Source organism: Pseudomonas sp. LB3P25 (assembly GCF_054897985.1).
In genome coordinates this window covers 6,476,557-6,496,279 of sequence record NZ_CM142711.1, presented here as the reverse complement: position 1 = coordinate 6,496,279, position 19,723 = coordinate 6,476,557, and the positions used below count along the sequence as shown (strand labels likewise).

Annotated in this window: 20 protein-coding genes; 11 read left to right on the top strand and 9 right to left on the bottom strand. The window is 61.9% G+C overall.

Features of this window, described 5'->3' with window-relative positions; genetic code table 11:
* Positions 1-67: 67 nt before the first annotated feature.
* Complete coding sequence (locus ACYZTW_RS29930; protein WP_462002916.1) at positions 68-4,384, bottom strand: Lhr family helicase; 4,317 nt, start codon at positions 4,382-4,384, stop codon at positions 68-70.
* A gap of 308 nt (positions 4,385-4,692) precedes the next feature.
* Here ACYZTW_RS29930 and ACYZTW_RS29925 point away from each other — a divergent pair, with 308 nt between their 5' ends.
* Together ACYZTW_RS29925 and ACYZTW_RS29920 are read left to right on the top strand one after the other, a co-directional pair.
* Entirely contained in the window at positions 4,693-5,577 is an 885-nt protein-coding gene (locus ACYZTW_RS29925; protein WP_462002915.1) for a sugar nucleotide-binding protein, read from the top strand.
* Complete coding sequence (locus ACYZTW_RS29920) at positions 5,570-6,499, top strand: NAD-dependent epimerase/dehydratase family protein (protein ID WP_462002914.1); 930 nt, start codon at positions 5,570-5,572, stop codon at positions 6,497-6,499. Before ACYZTW_RS29925 ends, ACYZTW_RS29920 begins: the two co-directional genes overlap by 8 nt.
* 51 nt (positions 6,500-6,550) lie before the next feature.
* Here the strand turns inward: ACYZTW_RS29920 and ACYZTW_RS29915 are convergent, their stop codons facing one another.
* From ACYZTW_RS29915 to ACYZTW_RS29895, 5 genes are all read right to left on the bottom strand, one after another.
* Positions 6,551-7,249: an OmpW/AlkL family protein gene (locus tag ACYZTW_RS29915; protein ID WP_462002913.1), complete on the bottom strand. Its 699-nt coding sequence runs from the start codon at positions 7,247-7,249 to the stop codon at positions 6,551-6,553.
* 247 nt (positions 7,250-7,496) lie between these two features.
* Positions 7,497-8,015: a DUF3299 domain-containing protein gene (locus tag ACYZTW_RS29910; RefSeq protein ID WP_462002912.1), complete on the bottom strand. Its 519-nt coding sequence runs from the start codon at positions 8,013-8,015 to the stop codon at positions 7,497-7,499.
* Positions 8,016-8,026: 11 nt separating this feature from the next.
* Complete coding sequence (locus ACYZTW_RS29905; RefSeq protein WP_462002911.1) at positions 8,027-9,292, bottom strand: ABC transporter permease; 1,266 nt, start codon at positions 9,290-9,292, stop codon at positions 8,027-8,029.
* 1 nt (position 9,293) lies between these two features.
* Positions 9,294-10,004, bottom strand: a complete 711-nt coding sequence (locus ACYZTW_RS29900; RefSeq protein ID WP_462002910.1) for an ABC transporter ATP-binding protein — start codon at positions 10,002-10,004, stop codon at positions 9,294-9,296.
* A gap of 136 nt (positions 10,005-10,140) precedes the next feature.
* Entirely contained in the window at positions 10,141-10,719 is a 579-nt protein-coding gene (locus ACYZTW_RS29895) for a DUF2796 domain-containing protein (protein ID WP_462002909.1), read from the bottom strand.
* 135 nt (positions 10,720-10,854) lie between these two features.
* Between ACYZTW_RS29895 and ACYZTW_RS29890 the strand changes: the two genes are divergently transcribed.
* Positions 10,855-11,202 carry a hypothetical protein gene (locus ACYZTW_RS29890; RefSeq protein ID WP_462002908.1) on the top strand — a complete coding sequence of 116 codons (348 nt, stop codon included), beginning with the start codon at positions 10,855-10,857 and terminating at the stop codon, positions 11,200-11,202.
* A gap of 94 nt (positions 11,203-11,296) precedes the next feature.
* Here the strand turns inward: ACYZTW_RS29890 and trxA are convergent, their stop codons facing one another.
* The 3 genes from trxA to ACYZTW_RS29875 form a co-directional block, all read right to left on the bottom strand.
* Positions 11,297-12,169: a thioredoxin gene (gene trxA, locus ACYZTW_RS29885; RefSeq protein WP_462002907.1), complete on the bottom strand. Its 873-nt coding sequence runs from the start codon at positions 12,167-12,169 to the stop codon at positions 11,297-11,299.
* A 180-nt stretch (positions 12,170-12,349) separates the two neighbouring features.
* A complete protein-coding gene (locus tag ACYZTW_RS29880) occupies positions 12,350-13,006 on the bottom strand; it encodes a class I SAM-dependent methyltransferase (protein WP_462002906.1) in 657 nt (218 codons plus the stop codon).
* Positions 13,003-13,467 carry a hypothetical protein gene (locus tag ACYZTW_RS29875; RefSeq protein ID WP_462002905.1) on the bottom strand — a complete coding sequence of 155 codons (465 nt, stop codon included), beginning with the start codon at positions 13,465-13,467 and terminating at the stop codon, positions 13,003-13,005. Before ACYZTW_RS29875 ends, ACYZTW_RS29880 begins: the two co-directional genes overlap by 4 nt.
* A gap of 128 nt (positions 13,468-13,595) precedes the next feature.
* On the opposite strand from ACYZTW_RS29875, the gene nrdR reads away from it, so the two are divergent.
* The 8 genes from nrdR (at position 13,596) to ACYZTW_RS29835 (ending at position 19,717) form a co-directional block, all read left to right on the top strand.
* Complete coding sequence (nrdR, locus tag ACYZTW_RS29870) at positions 13,596-14,060, top strand: transcriptional regulator NrdR (RefSeq protein ID WP_003228656.1); 465 nt, start codon at positions 13,596-13,598, stop codon at positions 14,058-14,060.
* Positions 14,057-15,190 (top strand): bifunctional diaminohydroxyphosphoribosylaminopyrimidine deaminase/5-amino-6-(5-phosphoribosylamino)uracil reductase RibD, encoded by a 1,134-nt coding sequence (ribD, locus tag ACYZTW_RS29865; protein ID WP_462002904.1) that lies wholly within the window; start codon positions 14,057-14,059, stop codon positions 15,188-15,190. Before nrdR ends, ribD begins: the two co-directional genes overlap by 4 nt.
* A gap of 46 nt (positions 15,191-15,236) precedes the next feature.
* Positions 15,237-15,899 carry a riboflavin synthase gene (locus tag ACYZTW_RS29860; RefSeq protein ID WP_150654505.1) on the top strand — a complete coding sequence of 221 codons (663 nt, stop codon included), beginning with the start codon at positions 15,237-15,239 and terminating at the stop codon, positions 15,897-15,899.
* Between the two features lie 16 nt (positions 15,900-15,915).
* Positions 15,916-17,007 carry a bifunctional 3,4-dihydroxy-2-butanone-4-phosphate synthase/GTP cyclohydrolase II gene (ribBA, locus tag ACYZTW_RS29855; RefSeq protein WP_282480132.1) on the top strand — a complete coding sequence of 364 codons (1,092 nt, stop codon included), beginning with the start codon at positions 15,916-15,918 and terminating at the stop codon, positions 17,005-17,007.
* Positions 17,008-17,098: 91 nt separating this feature from the next.
* Positions 17,099-17,575, top strand: coding sequence for a 6,7-dimethyl-8-ribityllumazine synthase (gene ribH / locus ACYZTW_RS29850; RefSeq protein ID WP_462002903.1), 477 nt, complete (start codon positions 17,099-17,101; stop codon positions 17,573-17,575).
* The gene (gene nusB, locus ACYZTW_RS29845; RefSeq protein WP_462002902.1) at positions 17,572-18,072 is read left to right on the top strand and encodes a transcription antitermination factor NusB; all 501 of its coding nucleotides are present in this window, start codon (positions 17,572-17,574) and stop codon (positions 18,070-18,072) included. The genes ribH and nusB overlap by 4 nt, the downstream gene beginning before the upstream one ends.
* Positions 18,073-18,251: 179 nt before the next feature.
* On the top strand, positions 18,252-19,217 hold the full coding sequence (gene thiL, locus ACYZTW_RS29840) for a thiamine-phosphate kinase (protein ID WP_462002901.1): 966 nt from the start codon (positions 18,252-18,254) through the stop codon (positions 19,215-19,217).
* The gene (locus ACYZTW_RS29835; protein WP_462002900.1) at positions 19,214-19,717 is read left to right on the top strand and encodes a phosphatidylglycerophosphatase A family protein; all 504 of its coding nucleotides are present in this window, start codon (positions 19,214-19,216) and stop codon (positions 19,715-19,717) included. The genes thiL and ACYZTW_RS29835 overlap by 4 nt, the downstream gene beginning before the upstream one ends.
* Positions 19,718-19,723 lie beyond the last annotated feature (6 nt).

Here is a 19,723-nt window from a genome sequence, read left to right as displayed (position 1 = left end):
GTTTTGTGACCGACACAGATCCCCTGTGGGAGCGAGCCTGCTCGCGAAGAGGCCGGTGCCGACAACATCAATGCCGGATCAATTTGTTGTGCAGCTCGGCAGTTGATTGCTGATCCAGCTCCAGCCAGAAATGCTGCTTGCCGGCAATCTCGGCAGCCGCCGGCAATCCATCGCGATAAACCAATCGATTACTCGCCAATGCCGGTACTTTTGCACCCGGTAAAAGCGTCCCGGCGAGGTTCAGCGGATCAACCCCGCAGACGGCAATCAAGCTCCCGTCATGCGGCCGTCGCCGCACCTCGCGCAGCAACGGTATGGCCTCGGGCAACGCAAACTGTTCACCGGCCAAGCCACTGACAAACCGCCCGCCGCGAATCTCACCGCGAGCTTCCAATCGATGGAAAGTGCGCAGCAATTCCCGCCAGCTCGGCAACCACTCCGCTTCACGTTCCAGCAAGCGCCAGAACACCACGCCGTAGCGCCGAAGCAAGATCATGGCGATGTGTTCAAGGGTGTCGGTCGGCGTGGGCGCCGGGCGCTTGTTATCCACAACCGGCGCAGGCGCCCCGCGCCGCAACAGCGCCCAGCGCCCGGCGTCGTCCATCCCGCCGACAAACGCACCGCGCCCGCGTCGGCTGCTGCGATTCTGCCGTTTGCTGGCCGGAGTAATCAGTGCTCGCAGACCGGCGAAGCTGTCGGCATTCACCAACCCGGCACCGACCAGTTCCTGCAAGGCGATTTCCAGTTCCGAGCGCAGCAGGTGGGCTTCGTGAGTCAGCTCATCGAAAAACAGCGCGCCGTGTTGGCTCAGGGCTTCGTAGACTTTTTGCGTCTTGGGCGACAGTTCGCTGACGGGTGTCTGCTCGGTCAACCCGCTCCACAACCCGACCCGACTGCGCGGCAATAGCAGAATCGGCGTGCTGCGCAGCGCCGTGCTGGCGCTCTTGTTGCGCGCAGTCAGTCGCGTCCAGACCAGTTTGCCGCTGCGACACAGGTCATCCAGCCAACTCGCTGAATAGTCTTTTATTCGGGCCGGTAAAATATCGCTGTCCCAGGCTGAAGCAGCGGCGGGGTAGCCTTCGAACTGACCGACAACGGCGGGCAACACTGCGCTGCCCTGACCCTGGGTCGCGGCGGACAGATGCTGCCAGTCGAACAGGAAACGCATGAAATCCTGCAACGCCACGGGCTCGATTTCCCGCCGCAGACGCTTGACGGTGTAGCGGTGAATCCGCGCCAGCAGATGCCGCTCGCACCATTCTTCCTCAGGCGTGCCGGGCGTGAATTGACCGCGCAGCACATAGCCTTCGCGTTCCAGTTGCGCCAACACCTGGGTGATTTGAGTCGCCGGTAAACCGAGCGGTTCGGCAATCGCGTTCAGCGGCAATGGACCGAACGCGCTGAGCCGCGCACGGATCACCTCCAGCACCGCTTCGTCCGGCGTCCAGACTTCATCGAACCCAGGCAATGCCTCCAACGGTGGCTGCAAAATCGCCTGAGGATAAATCGCCCGCAGACAGGTCAGCCGCTCCAGTGCCAACCATAGCGCTTGCCCGGCATTGATTTTCAGGCGGCTGGCGCGACCGCTGTCGGCTAGGGCGCTCAGCCAGTCGAGCCAGTCTGGATTGGCCTGGGCCTCGGCGTCAGTGATGCACGCGAGGCTCATCAATGCCTCATGCATTTCATCGACGCCGGTCGGCGTTGGCCAGGCTTCCTCGCGCACGGCTTGAATGGCTTGCGCATCCAGCGCACCGAGGTCGTCGGTGGACTGCGGATCGCTCCAGCGGCGGTTGAGTACCGCTTGAGTGCGACGCTCTTCCAGCGGCGCATCGTCGAGAAAGGTGTAGGGCCGGGCGCTGAGAATCTCCGCTGCCAGCGGCGAAGGGGCTGGCAAATCACGGCTGATCAGGCGGATGTCGCCACGTTCCATACGCTGCAACAACGCCAGCCAGCCTTCGCTGTCCATGGCTTCGTGCAGGCAATCATCGAGGGTTTGTTCCTCCAGTGGATGGTCGGGAATTTCCCGTTCACCGGCGAGGTTTTCCATGCAGGACACCTGGTCGGGAAACACGCTGGCGATCAGGTCTTCGCTTTTCATCCGCTGGATCTGCGGCGGGACTTTGCGTCCGCCACTGTAGCGCGGCAGCGCCAGAGCGACCCCGGCATTCCAGCGCCAGCGCACACCGAACAGCGGCGCATCGAGCACGGCTTGAATCAGGGTGTGCTCGGCGCTGTTGCTGTGCAAATAACGCCAAACGTCATCGAGTTCAAAACTGTGGCTGGTGGACAGCGACAGGACGATGGCGTCTTCGCTGGCGGCGCCCTGCAATTCGAAGTTGAAGGTGCGGCAGAAGCGCTTGCGCAGCGCCAGACCCCAGGCACGGTTGATGCGGCTACCGAACGGCGTGTGGATGATCAGTTGCGTGCCGCCGGACTCGTCGAAAAACCGCTCCATCAGCAGTGTGTCTTGTGACGGCAGGGCGCCCAAGGTCAGGCGCGCACGGGCCAGGTAATCGACCAATTGTTCGGCACTGGCCAGGTTCAGACCGAGGGTGTCGGTCAGCCAGTCGATCGCGGGCTGCAAGTGACCGGGAGTGGCGCCGAGCAGCTCATCGAGTTGCGCTTGCAGGCGGGCCACGGCAAACGACAGTTCCGCGCTGCGCCCCGGCGCTTCGCCGAGCCAGAATGGAATAGTCGGCGGTTGGCCCTGAGCGTCTTCGACCCGGACCTTGCCGGTTTCAACGCGCAGGATGCGGTAGGAAGTATTGCCCAATTGGAAGACGTCCCCGGCGATGCTTTCCACCGCAAAGTCTTCGTTGACGCTGCCGATATTCAGCCCTTGGGGTTCGAGTAAAACGCTGTAGTCGGCGTTGTCCGGGATGGTCCCGCCGCTGGTCACGGCAGTCAGTTTGGCGCCCCTTCTGCCGCGCAGGGTGCGGGTCACGGCGTCGCGGTGCAGGTAAGCGCTGCGGACACCCAGGCGACCGTTGTAGCCTTCGGCGAGCATCTGCAGCAGCGCCTGGTAATGTTTTTCGTCGAGCTCGGCGTAGGGCGAGGCGTTGCGGAACATCTCCAGCAGCGCCTGCTCCTGCCATTCCTGGCAGCTGACCTCGGCGATGATCTGCTGGGCCAGCACGTCCAGCGGTGCCTTGGGGATCAGCAACGTGTCGAGTTCGCCGCGCCGCACGCAGTCGAGCAGGGCAGCGCATTCGATCAGGTCGTCGCGGGTGGTGGCGAACAAACGGCCCTTGGGCGTGCCGCCGACCTGGTGCCCGGAGCGGCCGACCCGTTGCAGAAACCCGGCGATCGAACGCGGCGAGGCAATCTGGCAGACCAGATCGACATCGCCGATATCGATCCCCAGTTCCAGGGACGCCGTGGCAATCAGCACTTGCAGTTCGCCGCGCTTGAGGCGCTGTTCGGCGTCGAGGCGAAACTCCTTGGCCAGACTGCCGTGGTGGGCGGCCACCGCGTCCTTGCCGAGGCGTTCGCTCAAGTGACGGCTCAGGCGTTCGGCGAGGCGTCGGGTGTTGACGAAAATCAGGGTAGTGCGGTGTTCGCGGGCGAGGGCGGCGAGACGGTCGTAGACCAGTTCCCAGATGTCGTTGGCCATCACCGCCGACAACGGCACGGGCGGCACTTCGATGTCCAGATCCCGCGGGCGGGCGTGGCCGATGTCGATGATTTCGCACGCGCGATCACGGCCAACCAGAAATTGCGAGACGGCTTCGATGGGTTTTTGCGTGGCAGACAGGCCGATCCGCATCAGCGGTTGCGCGCACAACGCTTGCAGCCGCTCGAGGCTCAGGGCCAGGTGGCTGCCGCGCTTGCTGGCGGCGATCGCGTGAATTTCGTCGACGATCACCGTGCGGGCGGTACTGAGCATTTGCCGGCCGGAGTCGGAACCGAGCAGCACGTAAAGGGATTCCGGGGTGGTCACCAGAATGTGCGGCGCGGTCTTGCGCATCGCCGAGCGATCTTTTTGCGGCGTATCGCCGGTGCGCACGGCGGTGTTGATCTGCAATTGTGGCAGGCCCATTGTGCGTAACTGCTCGGTGATGCCGGCCAGCGGGTCTTGCAGGTTGATCTGGATGTCGTTGGATAAGGCTTTAAGGGGCGAAACGTAGACCACCAGGGTTTCATCCGGCAGATGGCCGCCGTTGGCCAATCCGCGGTGGACCAGGTCGTCGATGACCGCGAGGAACGCGGTGAGGGTCTTGCCGGAGCCCGTGGGTGCGGCGACCAGGGTCGAACGGTGCTGGCGGATCAACGGCCACGCCCGGGCCTGGGCGGCGGTAACCGTCGGGAAGGTGCTGCTGAACCAGGCGCTGACGGCGGGGTGGAAGCCTGCCAGGGCGCTGTCCGTCGGGATTGGCAGATTCATGTTCTGATTTATGCGGGCGAGTCGGGGAAGTTGCAAGTACCGCTCAAGACCTGCGTCGATCCTTATGGCCTCTTCGCGAGCAGGCTCGCTCCCACAAGGGATCCAGGCACACATATATCCAATGTGGGAGCGAGCCTGCTCGCGAAGAGGCCAGTAGCAGCGCCGCAGATCTCAGGTAACTACACTTTACGGATGACGGTTGCGCACTAAACCCGCAAAATGCAACGATTCCGGCAACTATCGACGGCATCGCCCGCGAGCGGTGTCGATAAAGCCATTGTTTCAATCAGACTGGGCCTGCTGACTCTATGCGAATGCGCCTTATGTTACTGGGCGGCGGAAATGCCCTTGGGCAGGCGCTGATTCGCCTCGGTGCGGAGGAAGACATCGGCTTCCTCGCCCCCCGCCCACCGCAAGACGGCTGGGATGCCGCGACCCTGACGCAACTGCTCGACGACACCCGTCCAGACGCGTTGATCAACCTCGCCTATTACTTCGACTGGTTTCAGGCGGAGACGGTCAGCGAACAGCGTCTGGCCGGGCAGGAGCGGGCGATCGAGCGTCTGGCCGAACTGTGCCAGCATCACAACATCGTGCTGCTGCAACCGTCGAGCTATCGAGTGTTCGATGGCTCCCGGGCGACGGCCTACAGCGAAAAAGACGAACCGGTGCCCCTGGGCCTGCGCGGTCAGGCCTTGTGGCGAATCGAACAAAGCGTTCGCGCCACCTGCCCGCAACACGTGTTGCTGCGATTCGGCTGGCTGCTGGATGACAGCCCCGACGGCACCCTCGGGCGTTTCCTCGGCCGCGCCGAGCTGCCTGAAGCATTGCTGATGGCCGATGACCGTCGGGGCAATCCGACACCGGTGGATGACGCCGCCCGGGTGATCATCTCGGTCCTCAAGCAACTCGATTGCTCGGCGCCGCTGTGGGGCACCTACCATTACGCCGGGCATGAGGCGACCACGCCGCTGGCGCTTGGGCAGGCGATCCTCACCGAAGCACGCGCGCTGCATCCGCTGGCCATCGAAGCGCCGACTGCCCAGGCTCACGCCGCCCGGCCCGATGCCGCCGAAGAGCCGCAGCACGCGGTGTTGGCCTGCAAGAAAATTCTGCACACTTTCGGGATCAAGCCCCGCGCCTGGCGCGCGGCACTCCCGGGCTTACTGGATAGGTTTTATCGCCATGGCTGACGGCCCTGTTTTAATCACCGGCGGTGCCGGTTTCATCGGCTCGCACCTCACCGATGCCTTGCTCGCCAAGGGCCATTCGGTGCGCATTCTCGATGACCTCTCCACGGGCAAACGCAGCAACTTGCCGCTGGACAATCCCGGCGTCGAACTGATCGTGGGCGATGTCGCCGATGCCGCGCTGGTCGCGCAGGCGATGATCGGTTGCAGCGCTGTGGCGCACCTGGCCGCGGTGGCGTCGGTGCAGGCGTCGGTGGATGATCCGGTGAAGACTCACCAGAGCAATTTCATTGGTTCGCTGAATGTCTGCGAAGCCATGCGCCAGGCCGGCGTCAAACGGGTGCTGTACGCGTCCAGCGCGGCGGTCTACGGCAACAATGGCGAAGGTGAGTCAATCGACGAAGACACGCCCAAGGCACCGTTGACGCCCTACGCTGCGGACAAATTGGCGAGCGAGCATTACTTCGATTTTTACCGTCGCCAGCATGGTCTGGAGCCCGTGGTGTTTCGCTTCTTCAACATCTTCGGCCCACGCCAGGATCCGTCCTCGCCGTACTCCGGGGTGATCAGCATTTTCAGCGAGCGCGCGCAGAAGGGCCTGCCGATCACTGTGTTCGGTGACGGTGAGCAGACTCGCGATTTCGTCTATGTCGAAGACCTGGTCGACTTGTTGGTGCAAGCGATCGAGAAACCGCAGGTCGAAGTCGGTGCGGTCAATGTCGGCTGGAACCAGGCCACGACCCTCAAGCAAATGCTTGAAGCCCTTGAAGCGGTGGTCGGTCAATTGCCGCCGGTAAGCTATGGCCCGGCGCGCTCCGGTGACATCCGCCACTCGCGAGCGAACAATCGGCGTTTGCTGGAGCGCTTTACCTATCCGGAGCAGACACCGATGTGTGTCGGCCTGGCGCGGTTGCTGGGGCGCTGATGATCAAATGAAAAAGGCGCCTTTCGAGGCGCCTTTTTGTGTGTGGAGGGTTTAGAACTTGTAACCCAGGCCAACCATGTAGATGAACGGGTCTACGTCCACATCGACCTTGGCGCGAGTGCCCTGTGCCACTGCGTTATTTTGCACGGTCGCGGTGGTGTCGATGTCGATGTAGCGCACCTGGGCGTTGATCATGATGTTGTCGGTCAGCATGTAATCGGCGCCGACCTGGAAGGCCATGCCCCAGGAGTTATCCGCCTTGAAGTTGCTGAAGCCGTTGGCGCTGGCTTCGCTGCCAACATGCTCGTCGTAGATCCAGGTGTAGTTGATACCGGCGCCGACATACGGCTGGAATGCGGACTTCGCGTCCAGTGGGTAATACACAATGCTCAGCGTCGGTGGCAGGTGTTTCAGCGTACCGAGTTTGCCATTGGCTGCGCCGAGGGCGGTGCCTTTGAGCTTCACGTCATGCTCGAACGGCGAGGCTGCCAGCAGCTCGATCCCCCAGTGGCTGTTGAGCATATAAGCGAAGTTAAGACCCAGTTGCGTGTCGCTGCTCATGGTGGCCTTGCCACCCAGATCGGCACCCTTCAGCGGACCTTGATCAACCTTGACGCTGGAGCTGTCGGCTTTCGGGTTGACGGTGATTGCACCGGCACGAACGATGATATCGCCGGCGTCGTGGGCGTAAGCTAGCGGTGCTGCGAGCGCGAGGGCAAACAGCGAAGCGCAGAGCTTGGACTTGTGCATGGAGAGCTCCAAAGGACGTTAAAAATGTTCGATGTCCAATGGTACGGAGGCGTCTGATAGGGTCTTTTGACTCAGCTCAATGAAACAGTGATGGCTCGTTTTTTGTGGTGGGGCTGATTGCCTCTTCGCGAGCAGGCTCGCTCCCACAAGGGATTTGTGTTGATGCACAGATCAAATGTGGGAGCGAGCCTGCTCCGGGCGGCGTTCCGACGAAAGCTATCTTCCAGGCGAAGAATAACTACCGGGTTCACTCCGGCAATTCATACACATAAATCTTGTCCGCCTCCATCTGATACCCGGCATCCGCCAACTCGCTGGTCGACGCTTTAACCTGCAATGCCCCTTCAATCCAGTACGGCTGATACAACTCGTCGAGCTTCACGCCCACCTCGCTTTTGACGTGCACGATCTGGTTCGACGGCGGTGGCGGCACGTGGATGCAGGCGCCGAAATACGGCACCAGCAGAAACTCGGTGGTGCGACCTTCTTCACTCACTTCCAGCGGCACGATGTAGCCCGGCAGCCGAATGTGCTGACCGTCGAGGCTTTTCACCACGGGAGCATTGGGCATGTCTTGCTTGGCCGCGGGTGCCGACTCGGCGGCCAACGCGTTGCCCATCTGCGACAAGTCGTGCAGCGGCGTCATGTTCGGCACTTCCGGTGCAGCGTCCGGCGGGATCATTTGCGACCAGGTCAGGTCTTTCGGCTCGGCCGCCCACAGGGGCAAGGCGACCAGCATCAACAGCGCAAGCACAGCGCGGGGCATGTTCAACGTCCTCATAAACGGATCGACAGGCCATCGGCCAGGGATTGGCGATACGCGCGCCAGGCCGGCACGCTGCCCATCAGCAACGCGGCGATCAGGATGCCACCGAGCAGCGTCCATTCATATTCGCTCGGCCAGGCCAGCGGCAGGTACAAGCCGTAATTGGATTGCACATAACCTTGGGCCAAGGCGATGCCCACATACAAAAGACCCACCCCGGCAATCACGCCCGACAGCGCCAAGGCAAACGCCTCCAGCACCAGCAACGTCGCGATGTGCCACGGTCGGGCACCCACCGAACGCAGAATCGCCATCTCCCGACGGCGTTCGTTGAGGCTGGTGAGGATTGCCGTGAGCATGCCGATCAACCCGGTCAGCACCACGAACAGTGAAACCACGAACAAGGCTTTTTCCGCCGTGCTCATTAAACTCCACAACTCTTGCAACGCCACGCCCGGCAGGATCGCCAGCATCGGCTCATCCCGGAATTCATTGATCTCACGCTGCAGCGCGAAGGTCGAAATCTTGTTGTTTAGGCCGAGCATGAACGCGGTGATCGCTTGCGGCGTCAGGTCCATGTTGCGTGCCTGATCGGCACTGATCCGACCATTGCCGCGCGCCGGCACGCCGTTGTGCCAGTCGATGTGAATCGCTTCCATGCCGCCGAGGCTGATGTGCAACGTGCGGTCCACGGGGGTGCCGGTGCGCTTGAGAATGCCGACCACGGTGAACGGCTTGTCGTCGTGCTTGACCAGGCTGATCGCCGCCACGCCGTGGGCCAGCACCAGTTTGTCACCGAGTTTGTAGTGCAGCGCGTCGGCCACTTCGGCACCGAGCACCACTTCAAACGGATCGGTGGCGAAGGCGCGGCCGTCGGCCAGTTCCAGGTGTTGCTGATGACCGTATTGGTAATGCTCGAAGTACGCCTCGGTGGTGCCCATCACGCGGTAACCGCGGTGGGAGTCGCCCAGGGACATCGGGATCGCCCACTTCACTTTCGGGTTGTTGGCAAAGTGTTCGAAGCTGTCCCAACGAATGTTGTTGGTGGCATTGCCGATGCGGAACACCGAGTACAACAACAGGTTCACTGAACCGGAACGCGCGCCGACGATCAGGTCGGTACCGCTGATGGTGCTGGCGAAACTGGCCTTGGCTTCGGTGCGCACCCGTTCCACCGCGAGCAGCAGGCAGACCGACAGGGCAATGGCGAACGCGGTGAGGATCGCGGTGAAGCGGCGGTTAGCCAGGCTGGCCATGGCTAGACGAAACAAATACATCTCAGACCTCGGACGGGGTGGCGGCGCGATTGAGATCGGCCAGCGACAGGTGGCGATCGAACAGCGGTGCCAGGCTCTGGTCATGGCTGACGAACAGCAGGCTCGACCCGGCTTCGCGGCATTCGGCGAACAGCAAGCGAATGAAATTCTCGCGGGCGTCGTAATCCAGGGCGGAGGTCGGTTCGTCGGCGATCACCAACTCAGGCTGACCGATCAACGCGCGCGCAGCGGCCACCCGTTGTTGCTGGCCGATGGACAGTGAGTCGGCGCGGCGGCTGAGCAGGTTTTGATCCTTCAAACCCAAGTGGGCGAGGAGGGTGGCCGCCGCCTGATCGACGCTGCCGTGACGCTGGATCGCCCGTTGAGCGCGCAGTTTGGAGAAGTGGCAGGGCAACTCAACGTTCTCGCGCACCGAGAGAAACGGCAGCAAGTTGAACTGCTGGAAGATGTAGCCGGTGTGATCGACCCGGAAGCGGTCGCGAGCGCCGGCCGAGAGTTCGGTCAGCTCCTGGCCCAGCAATCGGATGCTGCCGCGATCAGGCTTCTGCACACCGCCGAGCAGGCCGAGCAGGGTGGTCTTGCCGCTGCCGCTGGGGCCTTTGAGGAACAGGGTTTCGCCAGGTTCCAGGCGAAACGCCGGGATATCCAGCAGCGGCGGATGACCGGGCCAGCTGAAGCCCAGGTCGGACAGTTTGATGAGTGCTTGGGTCATGTGAAACCGGTCAGGTTGGTGGTGAACCCTGTGGGAGCGAGCCTGCTCGCGAAGGGGCCGTCAGCCTCAACATCAATGTCGACTGTCAGACCGCTTTCGCGAGCAGGCTCGCTCCCACAAGGGATCTTCGGTGAGTTTAGAATTTCAGGGCGGCAGCCTTGGCCGTCACTTCAACCCCTTGCTGCCCGCTCGGACTGATCAGTTGTACCTGAATCTTCTGGGTCGCCGGGAACGTGTTGAAAATGTTCGCCAGGTCCAGAGTCTTCAGCGCGCCCGGTGCCGAGCAGCTGAATTGATAATGCGCGTGGATTTCGCTGTGGTCGTGGTGATGCTCGCCCTTGGCATCTTCGTCGTGATCATCATCGGCATCCGGCTTGTCGCCGAACAATGGGCTTTCCAGTTCCTGAGTCGCAACCACGCAACCAGCGGCTTTCGGCAGGTTGAACAGCACCAGCGGTTTCTCAAGCTGCGCACGAACGGCGGCGACTTTGGCCTTGTCGGCGTCGGTGGTGGCGGCGTGTTCGAAACCCACCAGATTCATCGCCGGGCTTTCCAGTTCCAGCTCCAGGGTCTGACCGTCCAGCGCTGCGTTCAGGCGCCCGACACCATGTTCGTGAGCGCCGAGGCTGCCGTGCTCATGGTCGTGTTCATCGGCAGCGTGGGCGACGGCCAGCGGCAACAGGGCAAACGGCAGAGCGAGAAGCAGACGGCGCATGACGGGTCTCCGAAAAGTAAAATGAATAATTTGTTATGTGATCTTATAACGTAAGTGCTGAGAGTTTGAACGCCTGCTTGGCGTTGCACAAGTCCCATGGGAGCATGCTCGTCAGAAATGTGCAGGAGCAGACTTATGTTGCGTATACGCGGAAGCATCGGCGACTGGCCGGTGGATTTGACGCTGGAGATGGATGACGGCGACTGGGCACGACTCGGTGCGCAGTTGCAGGTGGTGAACCCCGAGGCCAGTGCTGCGCCGGCAAAACCGATCAATCAGGATGATGCGCTGTGGCAGATCGCCAAGGATTTGCTGCGCAAGGCCGGGCAATTGAGCGGGCCGGATTTGCTGGATCAGTTGGAAGGGCTGACTGGCAGTGCGACGTCGGGCAAGCGGTTGCTGGTGCGTTTGCGCCACTGCTCTGATGTGAAGGTGACGAGCGGCGGGGATACGCCGCTCTACAGCTGGATCGAGCCAGCGTAGGAGCTGCCGCAGGCTGCGATCTTTTGATCTTTCGGTTGTTTCAGCACCGCAAAAACAAGATCAAAAGATCGCAGCGTGCCGCAGCTCCTACGGGTTAATACAGCGCAGCAAACAACTTGCGACGGTACGTGGTCACCAGCGGGTGATCGTTGCCCAGCAGTTCGAACACCTGCAGCAAAGTCTTGTGCGGCAAGCCTTCGCTGTAGCTGCGATTGCGCACGAACAGCTTGAGCAACGCATCCAGCGCCGCATCGTACTGCTGACGGGCCAGTTGCTGGATCGCCAGCTGATAAACCGCTTCATCGTCCTGCGGATTTTTCGCCAGACGCGCTTTCAGGTCTGCCGCATCCGGCAAATCCTTGGCCTGGCCGAGAAACTGGATCTGCGCCTTGGCGCCGGCGAGGGCGGCCTTGTGCTCATCGCTCTTGACCGCATCGAGCACGATTTGCGCTTCGCCCAGCTCGCCACGTTCGGTGAGGCAACGGGCGTAGAGGATCAGCGCGCGGGCGTTGGTGTTGTCTTCGCCCAGCAGCACTTTCAGGGTGGCTTCGGCATCGGCGAAACGGTTGTCATCAAACAGCGCCTGAGCCTGTTCGAACGGGTCGGCAGCGGCCGGCGGCGGCATTTGCACGTGAGGTTCAAGCATCGCGCGCACGGCGGATTCCGGCTGTGCACCGGCAAAACCATCCACCGGCTGACCGTCCTTGAACAGCACCACCGTCGGCAGGCTGCGAATGCCGAAGCGCGAAACGATGTCCGGCTCGACGTCGCAGTTGACCTTGGCCAGCAGCAACTCGCCCTGATAGCTCTCGGCGATGGTTTGCAGCATCGGCATCATCGCCTTGCACGGCGCACACCATTCGGCCCAGAAATCCACCAGCACCGGTTTGTGGAAAGAGTTCTCGATCACCGACTGCTCGAAATCGGCAGTCGTGGCGTCGAAGATGTACGGCGTTTCCTGACTCATTGGGGGATCTCGTCAAAGCGTGAATGGGGCAACTATACGGCTTGGCGGGGTGTGGCCGGAAGCGGGGAGGCTGCTAGTCTTGCGTTGCCTGACAAACCGCCATCGCGAGCAGGCTCGCTCCCACCGGGATTTCCGGTGTGACAGAGATCCAATGTGGGAGCGAGCCTGCTCGCGAAGCTTTTAAGCGCGCCGCGCATGGTAAAGGCTCACATGCCGAAACTCTTCGGGTTCGGCCAGATCCGGCAAGGTCATCGCTTCCAGCATCTCGATGCGCTGATACAACGGGTGGCGAAAATCCCTTACGCGCGAATCGGCCACCAGCGCTTCCTGGCCGCGACTCAAGAATTCATCGAGCAACGGCAGATTCGCCCGGTCGTACAGCACGTCAGCCACCAGAATCAGATCAAAGCGATCTGCCTCGGCGAAAAAGTCCGTTGAGTAGTTGAGGTGTACGTCATTGAGTTCGGCATTCGCCCGACACGCGGCAATCGCCAGCGGGTCCAGATCACACGCCACCACTTCCAGCGCTCCGGCCTTGACGGCCGCAATCCCCGCCACACCGGAACCGGCACCGAAATCCAGCACCCGTTTGTCTTTGACCCACTCAGGGAATTCGGCGAGATAGCGGGCGACCGCCAGGCCGCTGGCCCAGCAGAAACTCCAGTAGGGCGGCTCATGGAGAATCCGCCGGGTTTCTTCCGGGCTGAAGGCGCGGTCCATATTATCGCCGTCGATCAGCCAAAGCTTCAGGTCGGTCTCCGGCAATGCGACAGGCACAAGCTGCGCATCACCGAGCAGTTCACCTAGCGCCTGTTGCAGGTCAAACGGTGCAATCATGGCGCTTTGACGAATTGCAGCTGACCCAGCGCTTGCGTCGTTGGCTGGCTGATGAATTGTGACGGCAGATGCAAAATCAGCTGGCCGGACTGGCTGGCGCGGCCACGCAGTTCAACGCGGGCACCGACCGGAAAGGATTCCGGGTTGAAACGCAGGTGAAACGGCAGAACCTGATTGGTGCCGATCAGGCTGGAACTGGCCAGCAATTGTTGCGGGCGGCCCTTGTCGTCGATCACCAGCAGCGCCAGTTCGACTTCGGCGCCGGCCGGCACGCCTTGCAGGGTGCCGCTCAATTCACGCTGATAGGCGGGTAACGGACCGAGGTTGGCCGATTCCCTGGCCTTCTTCTGTGCCTGTTGTGGCGCGGGGCCTGGCGTCGGCGGCTGGGGCTTGGGCGCATCGCTGCTGCAGGCCACCAGCAGGCTGAAAAGACTGAGCAAAACGAGCGGTCTTAGGGACATTTTCGGCTCCAGCAAGGTGAAATCCATGGATCTAGCTCTATAGCCCGTCTGTATACCGCAAACCCTATGGCTTGTCTTGCCACCGGGATGCGCTACCATGGCCCTCCCTTTTTTTGTTGCCTGCCACCATGCACTGTCCCTTCTGCGGTGCCAACGACACCAAGGTCATCGACTCGCGTCTGGTCGCCGAGGGCGAACAGGTGCGCCGCCGGCGCGAATGCCTGGCCTGCGGCGAGCGTTTCACGACGTTCGAGACTGCCGAACTGGTGTTGCCGCGCCTGATCAAAACCGACGGCAGCCGCCAGCCGTTCGACGAAGAAAAACTCCGCGCCGGCATGCAGCGTGCGCTGGAGAAGCGCCCGGTGAGTGTCGAGCGTCTGGAATCGTCGCTGGTGCACATCAAACACAAACTGCGCGCCACCGGTGAGCGAGAGGTTAAGTCCCTTGTCGTCGGTGAACTGGTGATGGCCGAGCTGCAAAAGCTCGACGAAGTCGCCTACATTCGTTTCGCCTCCGTGTATCGGCGCTTCCAGGACCTCAACGAGTTCCGCGAAGAGATCGATCGCCTGGCCCGTGAGCCGGTGAAAGAATGACCACCTCTGCCGAACAAGCCATCCTCGACGCCCATTACATGGCCCGTGCCCTGGAACTGGCGCGCAAAGGTCATTACACGACACACCCCAACCCTCGGGTGGGCTGCGTGATCGTGCGGGACGGGCAAATTGTCGGCGAAGGCTGGCACGTGCGCACCGGCGAACCCCACGCTGAAGTCCACGCCCTGCGCGCCGCCGGCGATAAGGCCCGAGGCGCCACCGCTTACGTGACCCTTGAACCTTGCAGCCACCACGGACGTACGCCGCCCTGCGCCGATGCGCTGGTACATGCCGGTGTGGCTCGGGTAGTCGCAGCGATGCAAGACCCGAATCCGTCGGTTGCCGGTCGTGGCATGCAGCGCCTGGCCCAGGCCGGCATCGCTATCGAAAGCGGTGTGCTGGAAGGCGAAGCGCGCAAGCTCAATGAAGGTTTCCTCAAGCGCATGGAGCACGGCTTGCCGTTCGTGCGGGTCAAGTTGGCCATGAGCCTCGACGGTCGTACGGCGATGGAAAGCGGCGAAAGCCAATGGATCACCGGCACCGCGGCGCGTTCGGCGGTGCAACGCCTGCGCGCTCAGGCCAGCGTGGTGCTGACCGGTGCCGACACGGTACTGGCAGACAACGCCCGTCTCACCGTGCGTGCCGATGAGTTGGGCCTGGATCCTGAGCAAACGGCCCTGGCCATGAGCCGTCCGCCGCTGCGCGTGCTGATCGACGGCCGTTTGCGAGTGCCGCTGGATGCACCGTTCTTCAAGGCTGGCCCAGCGCTGGTCGCCACATGCATGGCGATCGAAGAGCAATACGCCCATGGCCCGGAGTGCTTGATTGTGGCGGGCGAGGATGGCTTGGTCGACCTGCGCAAACTGCTGATCGAACTGGCCGCCCGTGGGGTCAACGAAGTGCTGGTCGAAGCGGGGCCGCGTCTGGCCGGGGCTTTCGCCCAGCAAGGGCTGGTGGACGAGTTCCAGATTTTCATCGCCGGCAAGTTTTTAGGTTCGTCTGCGCGTCCGTTGCTGGATTGGCCGCTCGCGCAAATGAAGGATGCGCCCGAGCTCAAAATCACCGAAATTCGCGCGGTTGGCGATGACTGGCGGGTCACTGCCATTCCTTCGCCAGCGGCGAGCGTATAATTCCGGGCCTGCGCCACGCGACGGCCCTGTTCTCGAGGAGGACTCCATGTTTACCGGCATCATCGAATCCATCGGCAGTATTCGTGCATTGACCCCAAAAGGCGGAGATGTGCGGGTCCACGTAGAAACCGGCAAGCTCGACTTGAGCGACGTCAAACTGGGCGACAGCATCGCGGTCAACGGCGTTTGCCTGACCGCGGTTGAATTGCCAGGCAACGGCTTTGCGGCGGACGTCAGTCGCGAAACCCTCGACTGCACCGCCATGAATGATCTGAAAAGCGGCAGCCCGGTCAACCTGGAAAAAGCCCTGACCCCGACCACTCGCCTCGGCGGGCATCTGGTCAGCGGCCACGTCGATGGCGTGGGCGAAGTGGTTGCCCGTACAGAGAATGCCCGCGCGGTGGAGTTCCGCATCCGCGCGCCGAAAGAGCTGGCCAAGTACATCGCCCATAAAGGTTCGATCACCGTCGACGGCACCAGCCTGACCGTGAACGCGGTTGATGGCGCCGAGTTCTTGCTGACGATCATTCCGCACACCCTGAGCGAAACCATCATGGCGTCTTACCAGCCAGGTCGCCGGGTGAACCTCGAAGTTGACTTGCTGGCACGTTATCTGGAACGCCTGTTACTAGGCGATAAGGCCGCAGAGCCGGCTTCTGGAAACATCACCGAAAGCTTTCTGGCCGCCAACGGCTACCTCAAATCCTGACCCAAGGGGGTGCCTTGTGGCGCTCAATAGCATCGAAGAACTGGTTGAAGACATCCGCCAAGGCAAGATGGTCATCCTCATGGATGACGAAGACCGCGAGAACGAAGGCGACCTGATCATGGCCGCCGAGTGCTGCAAGGCCGAGCACATCAACTTCATGGCCAAGCACGCCCGTGGCCTGATCTGCATGCCAATGAGCCGCGAGCGCTGCGAACTGCTGAAGCTGCCCTTGATGGCGCCGCGCAACGGTTCCGGTTTCGGCACCAAGTTCACCGTGTCCATCGAAGCGGCCACCGGCGTGACCACCGGCATTTCCGCCGCCGACCGTGCGCGCACCGTGCAAGCGGCTGCCGCGAAGGACGCCAAGGCTGAAGACATCGTCAGCCCCGGTCACATCTTCCCGCTGATGGCTCAGGCTGGCGGTACGCTGGCTCGTGCCGGCCACACCGAAGCGGCGTGCGACCTGGCGCGCATGGCCGGTTTCGAGCCGAGCGGCGTGATCTGCGAAGTGATGAACGACGACGGCACCATGTCCCGCCGCGCGGAACTGGAAGCGTTTGCTGCCGAACACAACATCAAGATCGGCACCATCGCCGATCTGATTCACTACCGGATGATCCACGAACGTACCGTTCAGCGGATTGCCGAGCAGCCGCTGGACAGCGAACTGGGCCAATTCAACCTGGTGACCTATCGTGATTCCGTGGAAGGCGACGTGCACATGGCCCTGACTCTGGGCACCGTGTGCGCCGAAGAGCCGACCCTGGTTCGGGTGCATAACATGGACCCGCTGCGCGACCTGTTGATGGTCAAACAGCCTGGCCGTTGGAGCCTGCGCGCCGCGATGGCTGCGGTTGCCGAGGCTGGCAGCGGTGTCGTGCTGTTGCTCGGTCATCCGCTCGATGGCGACGTCTTGCTGGCGCATATCCGCGAAACCGCGGAGCACGTACCGGCGAAAAAACCGACCACCTACAGCATCGTCGGTGCCGGTTCGCAGATCCTCCGGGACCTGGGCGTGCGCAAAATGCGCCTGATGAGTGCGCCAATGAAATTTAATGCGATATCCGGTTTCGATCTGGAAGTTGTAGAATACGTGCCCTCCGAATAATGACCGGTTGTTTCCAGTCCTTGATTCGCGGTTAACACATCACTGAGGGACGCGTAGAAAACGCGTCCCGGCTCTTTAAGAGATCTAACGAATGACCCTGAAGACCATCGAAGGTACCTTCATCGCCCCTAAAGGCCGCTACGCTTTGGTAGTAGGCCGTTTCAACAGCTTCGTCGTTGAAAGTCTGGTCAGCGGTGCAGTTGATGCCCTGGTTCGCCACGGCGTGAGCGAAAGCGACATCACCATCATCCGCGCACCTGGCGCCTTCGAAATCCCGCTGGTTGCGCAGAAAGTCGCTCAGAAGGGCGAATACGCAGCAATCATCGCCCTGGGCGCGGTCATTCGTGGCGGTACTCCGCACTTCGAATACGTGGCTGGCGAATGCACCAAGGGCCTGGCCCAAGTGTCCATGGAGTTCGGCATTCCAGTCGCATTTGGCGTGCTGACCGTTGATTCCATCGAGCAAGCCATCGAACGTTCCGGCACCAAGGCCGGTAACAAAGGTGCTGAAGCTGCCCTGTCCGCTCTGGAAATGGTCAGCCTGCTGGCGCAGTTGGAGGCCAAGTGATTAGCGACGAAAGCGATCGTTTCAACCCGCGCGATCCAAAGCCTGCGGATGCCGGCAAGCCATCGAAAAGCGTCAAGCGTCGCGAAGCCCGTCAGCTCGCGACTCAGGCGCTGTACCAATGGCACATGGCCAAGCAGTCTTTGAACGAGATCGAAGCGCAATTCCGGGTCGATAACGATTTCAGCGATGTCGATGCCGCTTACTTTCACGACATCCTGCACGGCGTTCCGGCGCATCGCACCGAGATCGATACGGCCCTGGCGCCATGCCTGGACATTACGATCGAAGAGCTGGACCCGGTTGAACTGGCCGTTCTGCGTCTGTCGACCTGGGAACTGCTCAAGCGCGTCGACGTGCCGTACCGCGTTGTGATCAACGAAGGTATCGAGCTGGCAAAAGTCTTCGGTTCCACCGACGGCCACAAGTTCGTCAACGGCGTACTCGACAAGCTGGCCCCGCGTCTGCGTGAAGCTGAAGTGAAGGCGTTCAAGCGCTGATTCGCGCTTGGAGGCCAGTGTCCTGTCTCGCCGATGCGTTCCTTTTTTGGCGAGTGGCTGTTGTTGTCAGACAAGGCGCCGCGACGAGTCATAGCTGGCTATGGCGAGGAGCGGCAACGCAGTCTGGCGACAACAGACGCCGCTAAAAAAGGAACAGCATTGGTGAGACAGGATACCTGATGGGCGAGTTTGAGCTGATCCGCAATTTCTTCGCCGCCGCGCCTTGTGCGCAGGGCGGCGAAGGCGTTGCCCTCGGGATCGGCGACGATTGCGCCTTGCTGGCTGTTCCTCCCGGGGAGCAGTTGGCCATTTCCACCGACACGCTCGTTGCCGGTGTGCATTTCGCAGACCCTTGCGACCCGTTTCTGCTCGGTCAGCGTTCGCTGGCCGTGGCCGTCAGCGATCTGGCTGCCATGGGCGCCACCCCCGTTGCCTTTACCCTTGCCCTGACGTTGCCGACGGTGACCGCCGATTGGCTGGACGCCTACGCCCGTGGTTTGAACCTCATGGCGCAAAGCTGTGGCGTGGCGCTGGTGGGTGGTGATACCTCCCGTGGGCCATTGAGCCTGACGATGACCGTGTTCGGTCGTGTGCCGGCAGGTTTAGCGTTGACCCGCAGTGGTGCGCAGCCAGGCGACTTGCTGTGCGTGGGCGGTGAGCTTGGTAACGCGGCGGGGGCATTGCCGCTGGTGCTCGGCCAGCGGACGGCTGAAGCCGCCATCGCCGATCCGCTGCTGGCACATTACTGGTCGCCGCAGCCGCAGCTTGGGCTGGGAATGGCGCTGCGCGGCAAAGCCACCTCGGCGCTGGATATCTCCGACGGCCTGCTCGCGGACTGCGGGCACATCGCTCTCGCGTCGAAGGTCGGCATTCAGGTTGAACGGGACACGCTGCCATTGTCGAAAGCTTTGGTCGCCTTCCTCGGTCAATCGGATGCAGAAGTCGCGGCCCTGAGCGGCGGTGATGATTACGTGCTGGCCTTCACCTTGCCGTCCGTCGAGTTGCCGCCATTGTTGAACGACGGCTGGCCGATCCATGTGGTCGGCCGTGTTGTGGCGGGGCAGGGCGTGGTGCTGCTGGACGCTGATGGACATGACATCACCCCGCAAGCCCGGGGCTATCAACATTTTCGGGAGACACCGTGACAGATCATCCCAAACAGGTCCCGGCGGAATTCGTACCGCCGTCGGTCTGGCGCAATCCGTGGCATTTCCTGGCGTTCGGCTTCGGCTCGGGCACCTTGCCAAAAGCACCGGGCACCTGGGGTTCGTTGGTTGCGCTACCCTTTATCCCTTTGTGGCAGATGCTGCCCGATTGGGGCTACTGGCTGATGCTCGGCATCACCATGCTGTTCGGTTTCTGGCTGTGCGGTAAAGTGGCCGACGATTTACGGGTACACGACCACGAAGGCATCGTCTGGGACGAAATGGTCGGGATGTGGATCACCCTGTGGCTGGTGCCGGAAGGTTGGTACTGGTTGCTGGCGGGGTTTTTGATGTTCCGCTTCTTCGACATCCTCAAGCCTTGGCCGATCCACTGGATCGACCGGCATGTGCACGGCGGCGTCGGGATCATGCTCGATGACGTATTGGCCGGAGTGTTTGCGTGGTTGGGGATGCAGGGATTGGTTTGGTTTTTCGCCTGAGTGGCG

Bases quoted from the DNA above. Each gene is read 5' to 3' on its own strand.
- ACYZTW_RS29915 (WP_462002913.1), bottom strand. From the start codon at position 7,249: ATGCACAAGTCCAAGCTCTGCGCTTCGCTGTTTGCCCTCGCGCTCGCA.
- ACYZTW_RS29860 (WP_150654505.1), top strand. From the start codon at position 15,237: ATGTTTACCGGCATCATCGAATCCATCGGCAGTATTCGTGCATTGACC.
- ribD (WP_462002904.1), top strand. From the start codon at position 14,057: ATGACCACCTCTGCCGAACAAGCCATCCTCGACGCCCATTACATGGCC.
- ACYZTW_RS29920 (WP_462002914.1), top strand. From the start codon at position 5,570: ATGGCTGACGGCCCTGTTTTAATCACCGGCGGTGCCGGTTTCATCGGC.
- trxA (WP_462002907.1), bottom strand. From the start codon at position 12,169: ATGAGTCAGGAAACGCCGTACATCTTCGACGCCACGACTGCCGATTTC.
- nrdR (WP_003228656.1), top strand. From the start codon at position 13,596: ATGCACTGTCCCTTCTGCGGTGCCAACGACACCAAGGTCATCGACTCG.
- thiL (WP_462002901.1), top strand. From the start codon at position 18,252: ATGGGCGAGTTTGAGCTGATCCGCAATTTCTTCGCCGCCGCGCCTTGT.
- ACYZTW_RS29875 (WP_462002905.1), bottom strand. From the start codon at position 13,467: ATGTCCCTAAGACCGCTCGTTTTGCTCAGTCTTTTCAGCCTGCTGGTG.
- ACYZTW_RS29890 (WP_462002908.1), top strand. From the start codon at position 10,855: ATGTTGCGTATACGCGGAAGCATCGGCGACTGGCCGGTGGATTTGACG.
- ACYZTW_RS29880 (WP_462002906.1), bottom strand. From the start codon at position 13,006: ATGATTGCACCGTTTGACCTGCAACAGGCGCTAGGTGAACTGCTCGGT.
- ACYZTW_RS29900 (WP_462002910.1), bottom strand. From the start codon at position 10,004: ATGACCCAAGCACTCATCAAACTGTCCGACCTGGGCTTCAGCTGGCCC.
- ACYZTW_RS29905 (WP_462002911.1), bottom strand. From the start codon at position 9,292: ATGTATTTGTTTCGTCTAGCCATGGCCAGCCTGGCTAACCGCCGCTTC.
- ACYZTW_RS29910 (WP_462002912.1), bottom strand. From the start codon at position 8,015: ATGCCCCGCGCTGTGCTTGCGCTGTTGATGCTGGTCGCCTTGCCCCTG.
- ribH (WP_462002903.1), top strand. From the start codon at position 17,099: ATGACCCTGAAGACCATCGAAGGTACCTTCATCGCCCCTAAAGGCCGC.
- ACYZTW_RS29895 (WP_462002909.1), bottom strand. From the start codon at position 10,719: ATGCGCCGTCTGCTTCTCGCTCTGCCGTTTGCCCTGTTGCCGCTGGCC.
- ACYZTW_RS29930 (WP_462002916.1), bottom strand. From the start codon at position 4,384: ATGAATCTGCCAATCCCGACGGACAGCGCCCTGGCAGGCTTCCACCCC.
- ACYZTW_RS29925 (WP_462002915.1), top strand. From the start codon at position 4,693: ATGCGAATGCGCCTTATGTTACTGGGCGGCGGAAATGCCCTTGGGCAG.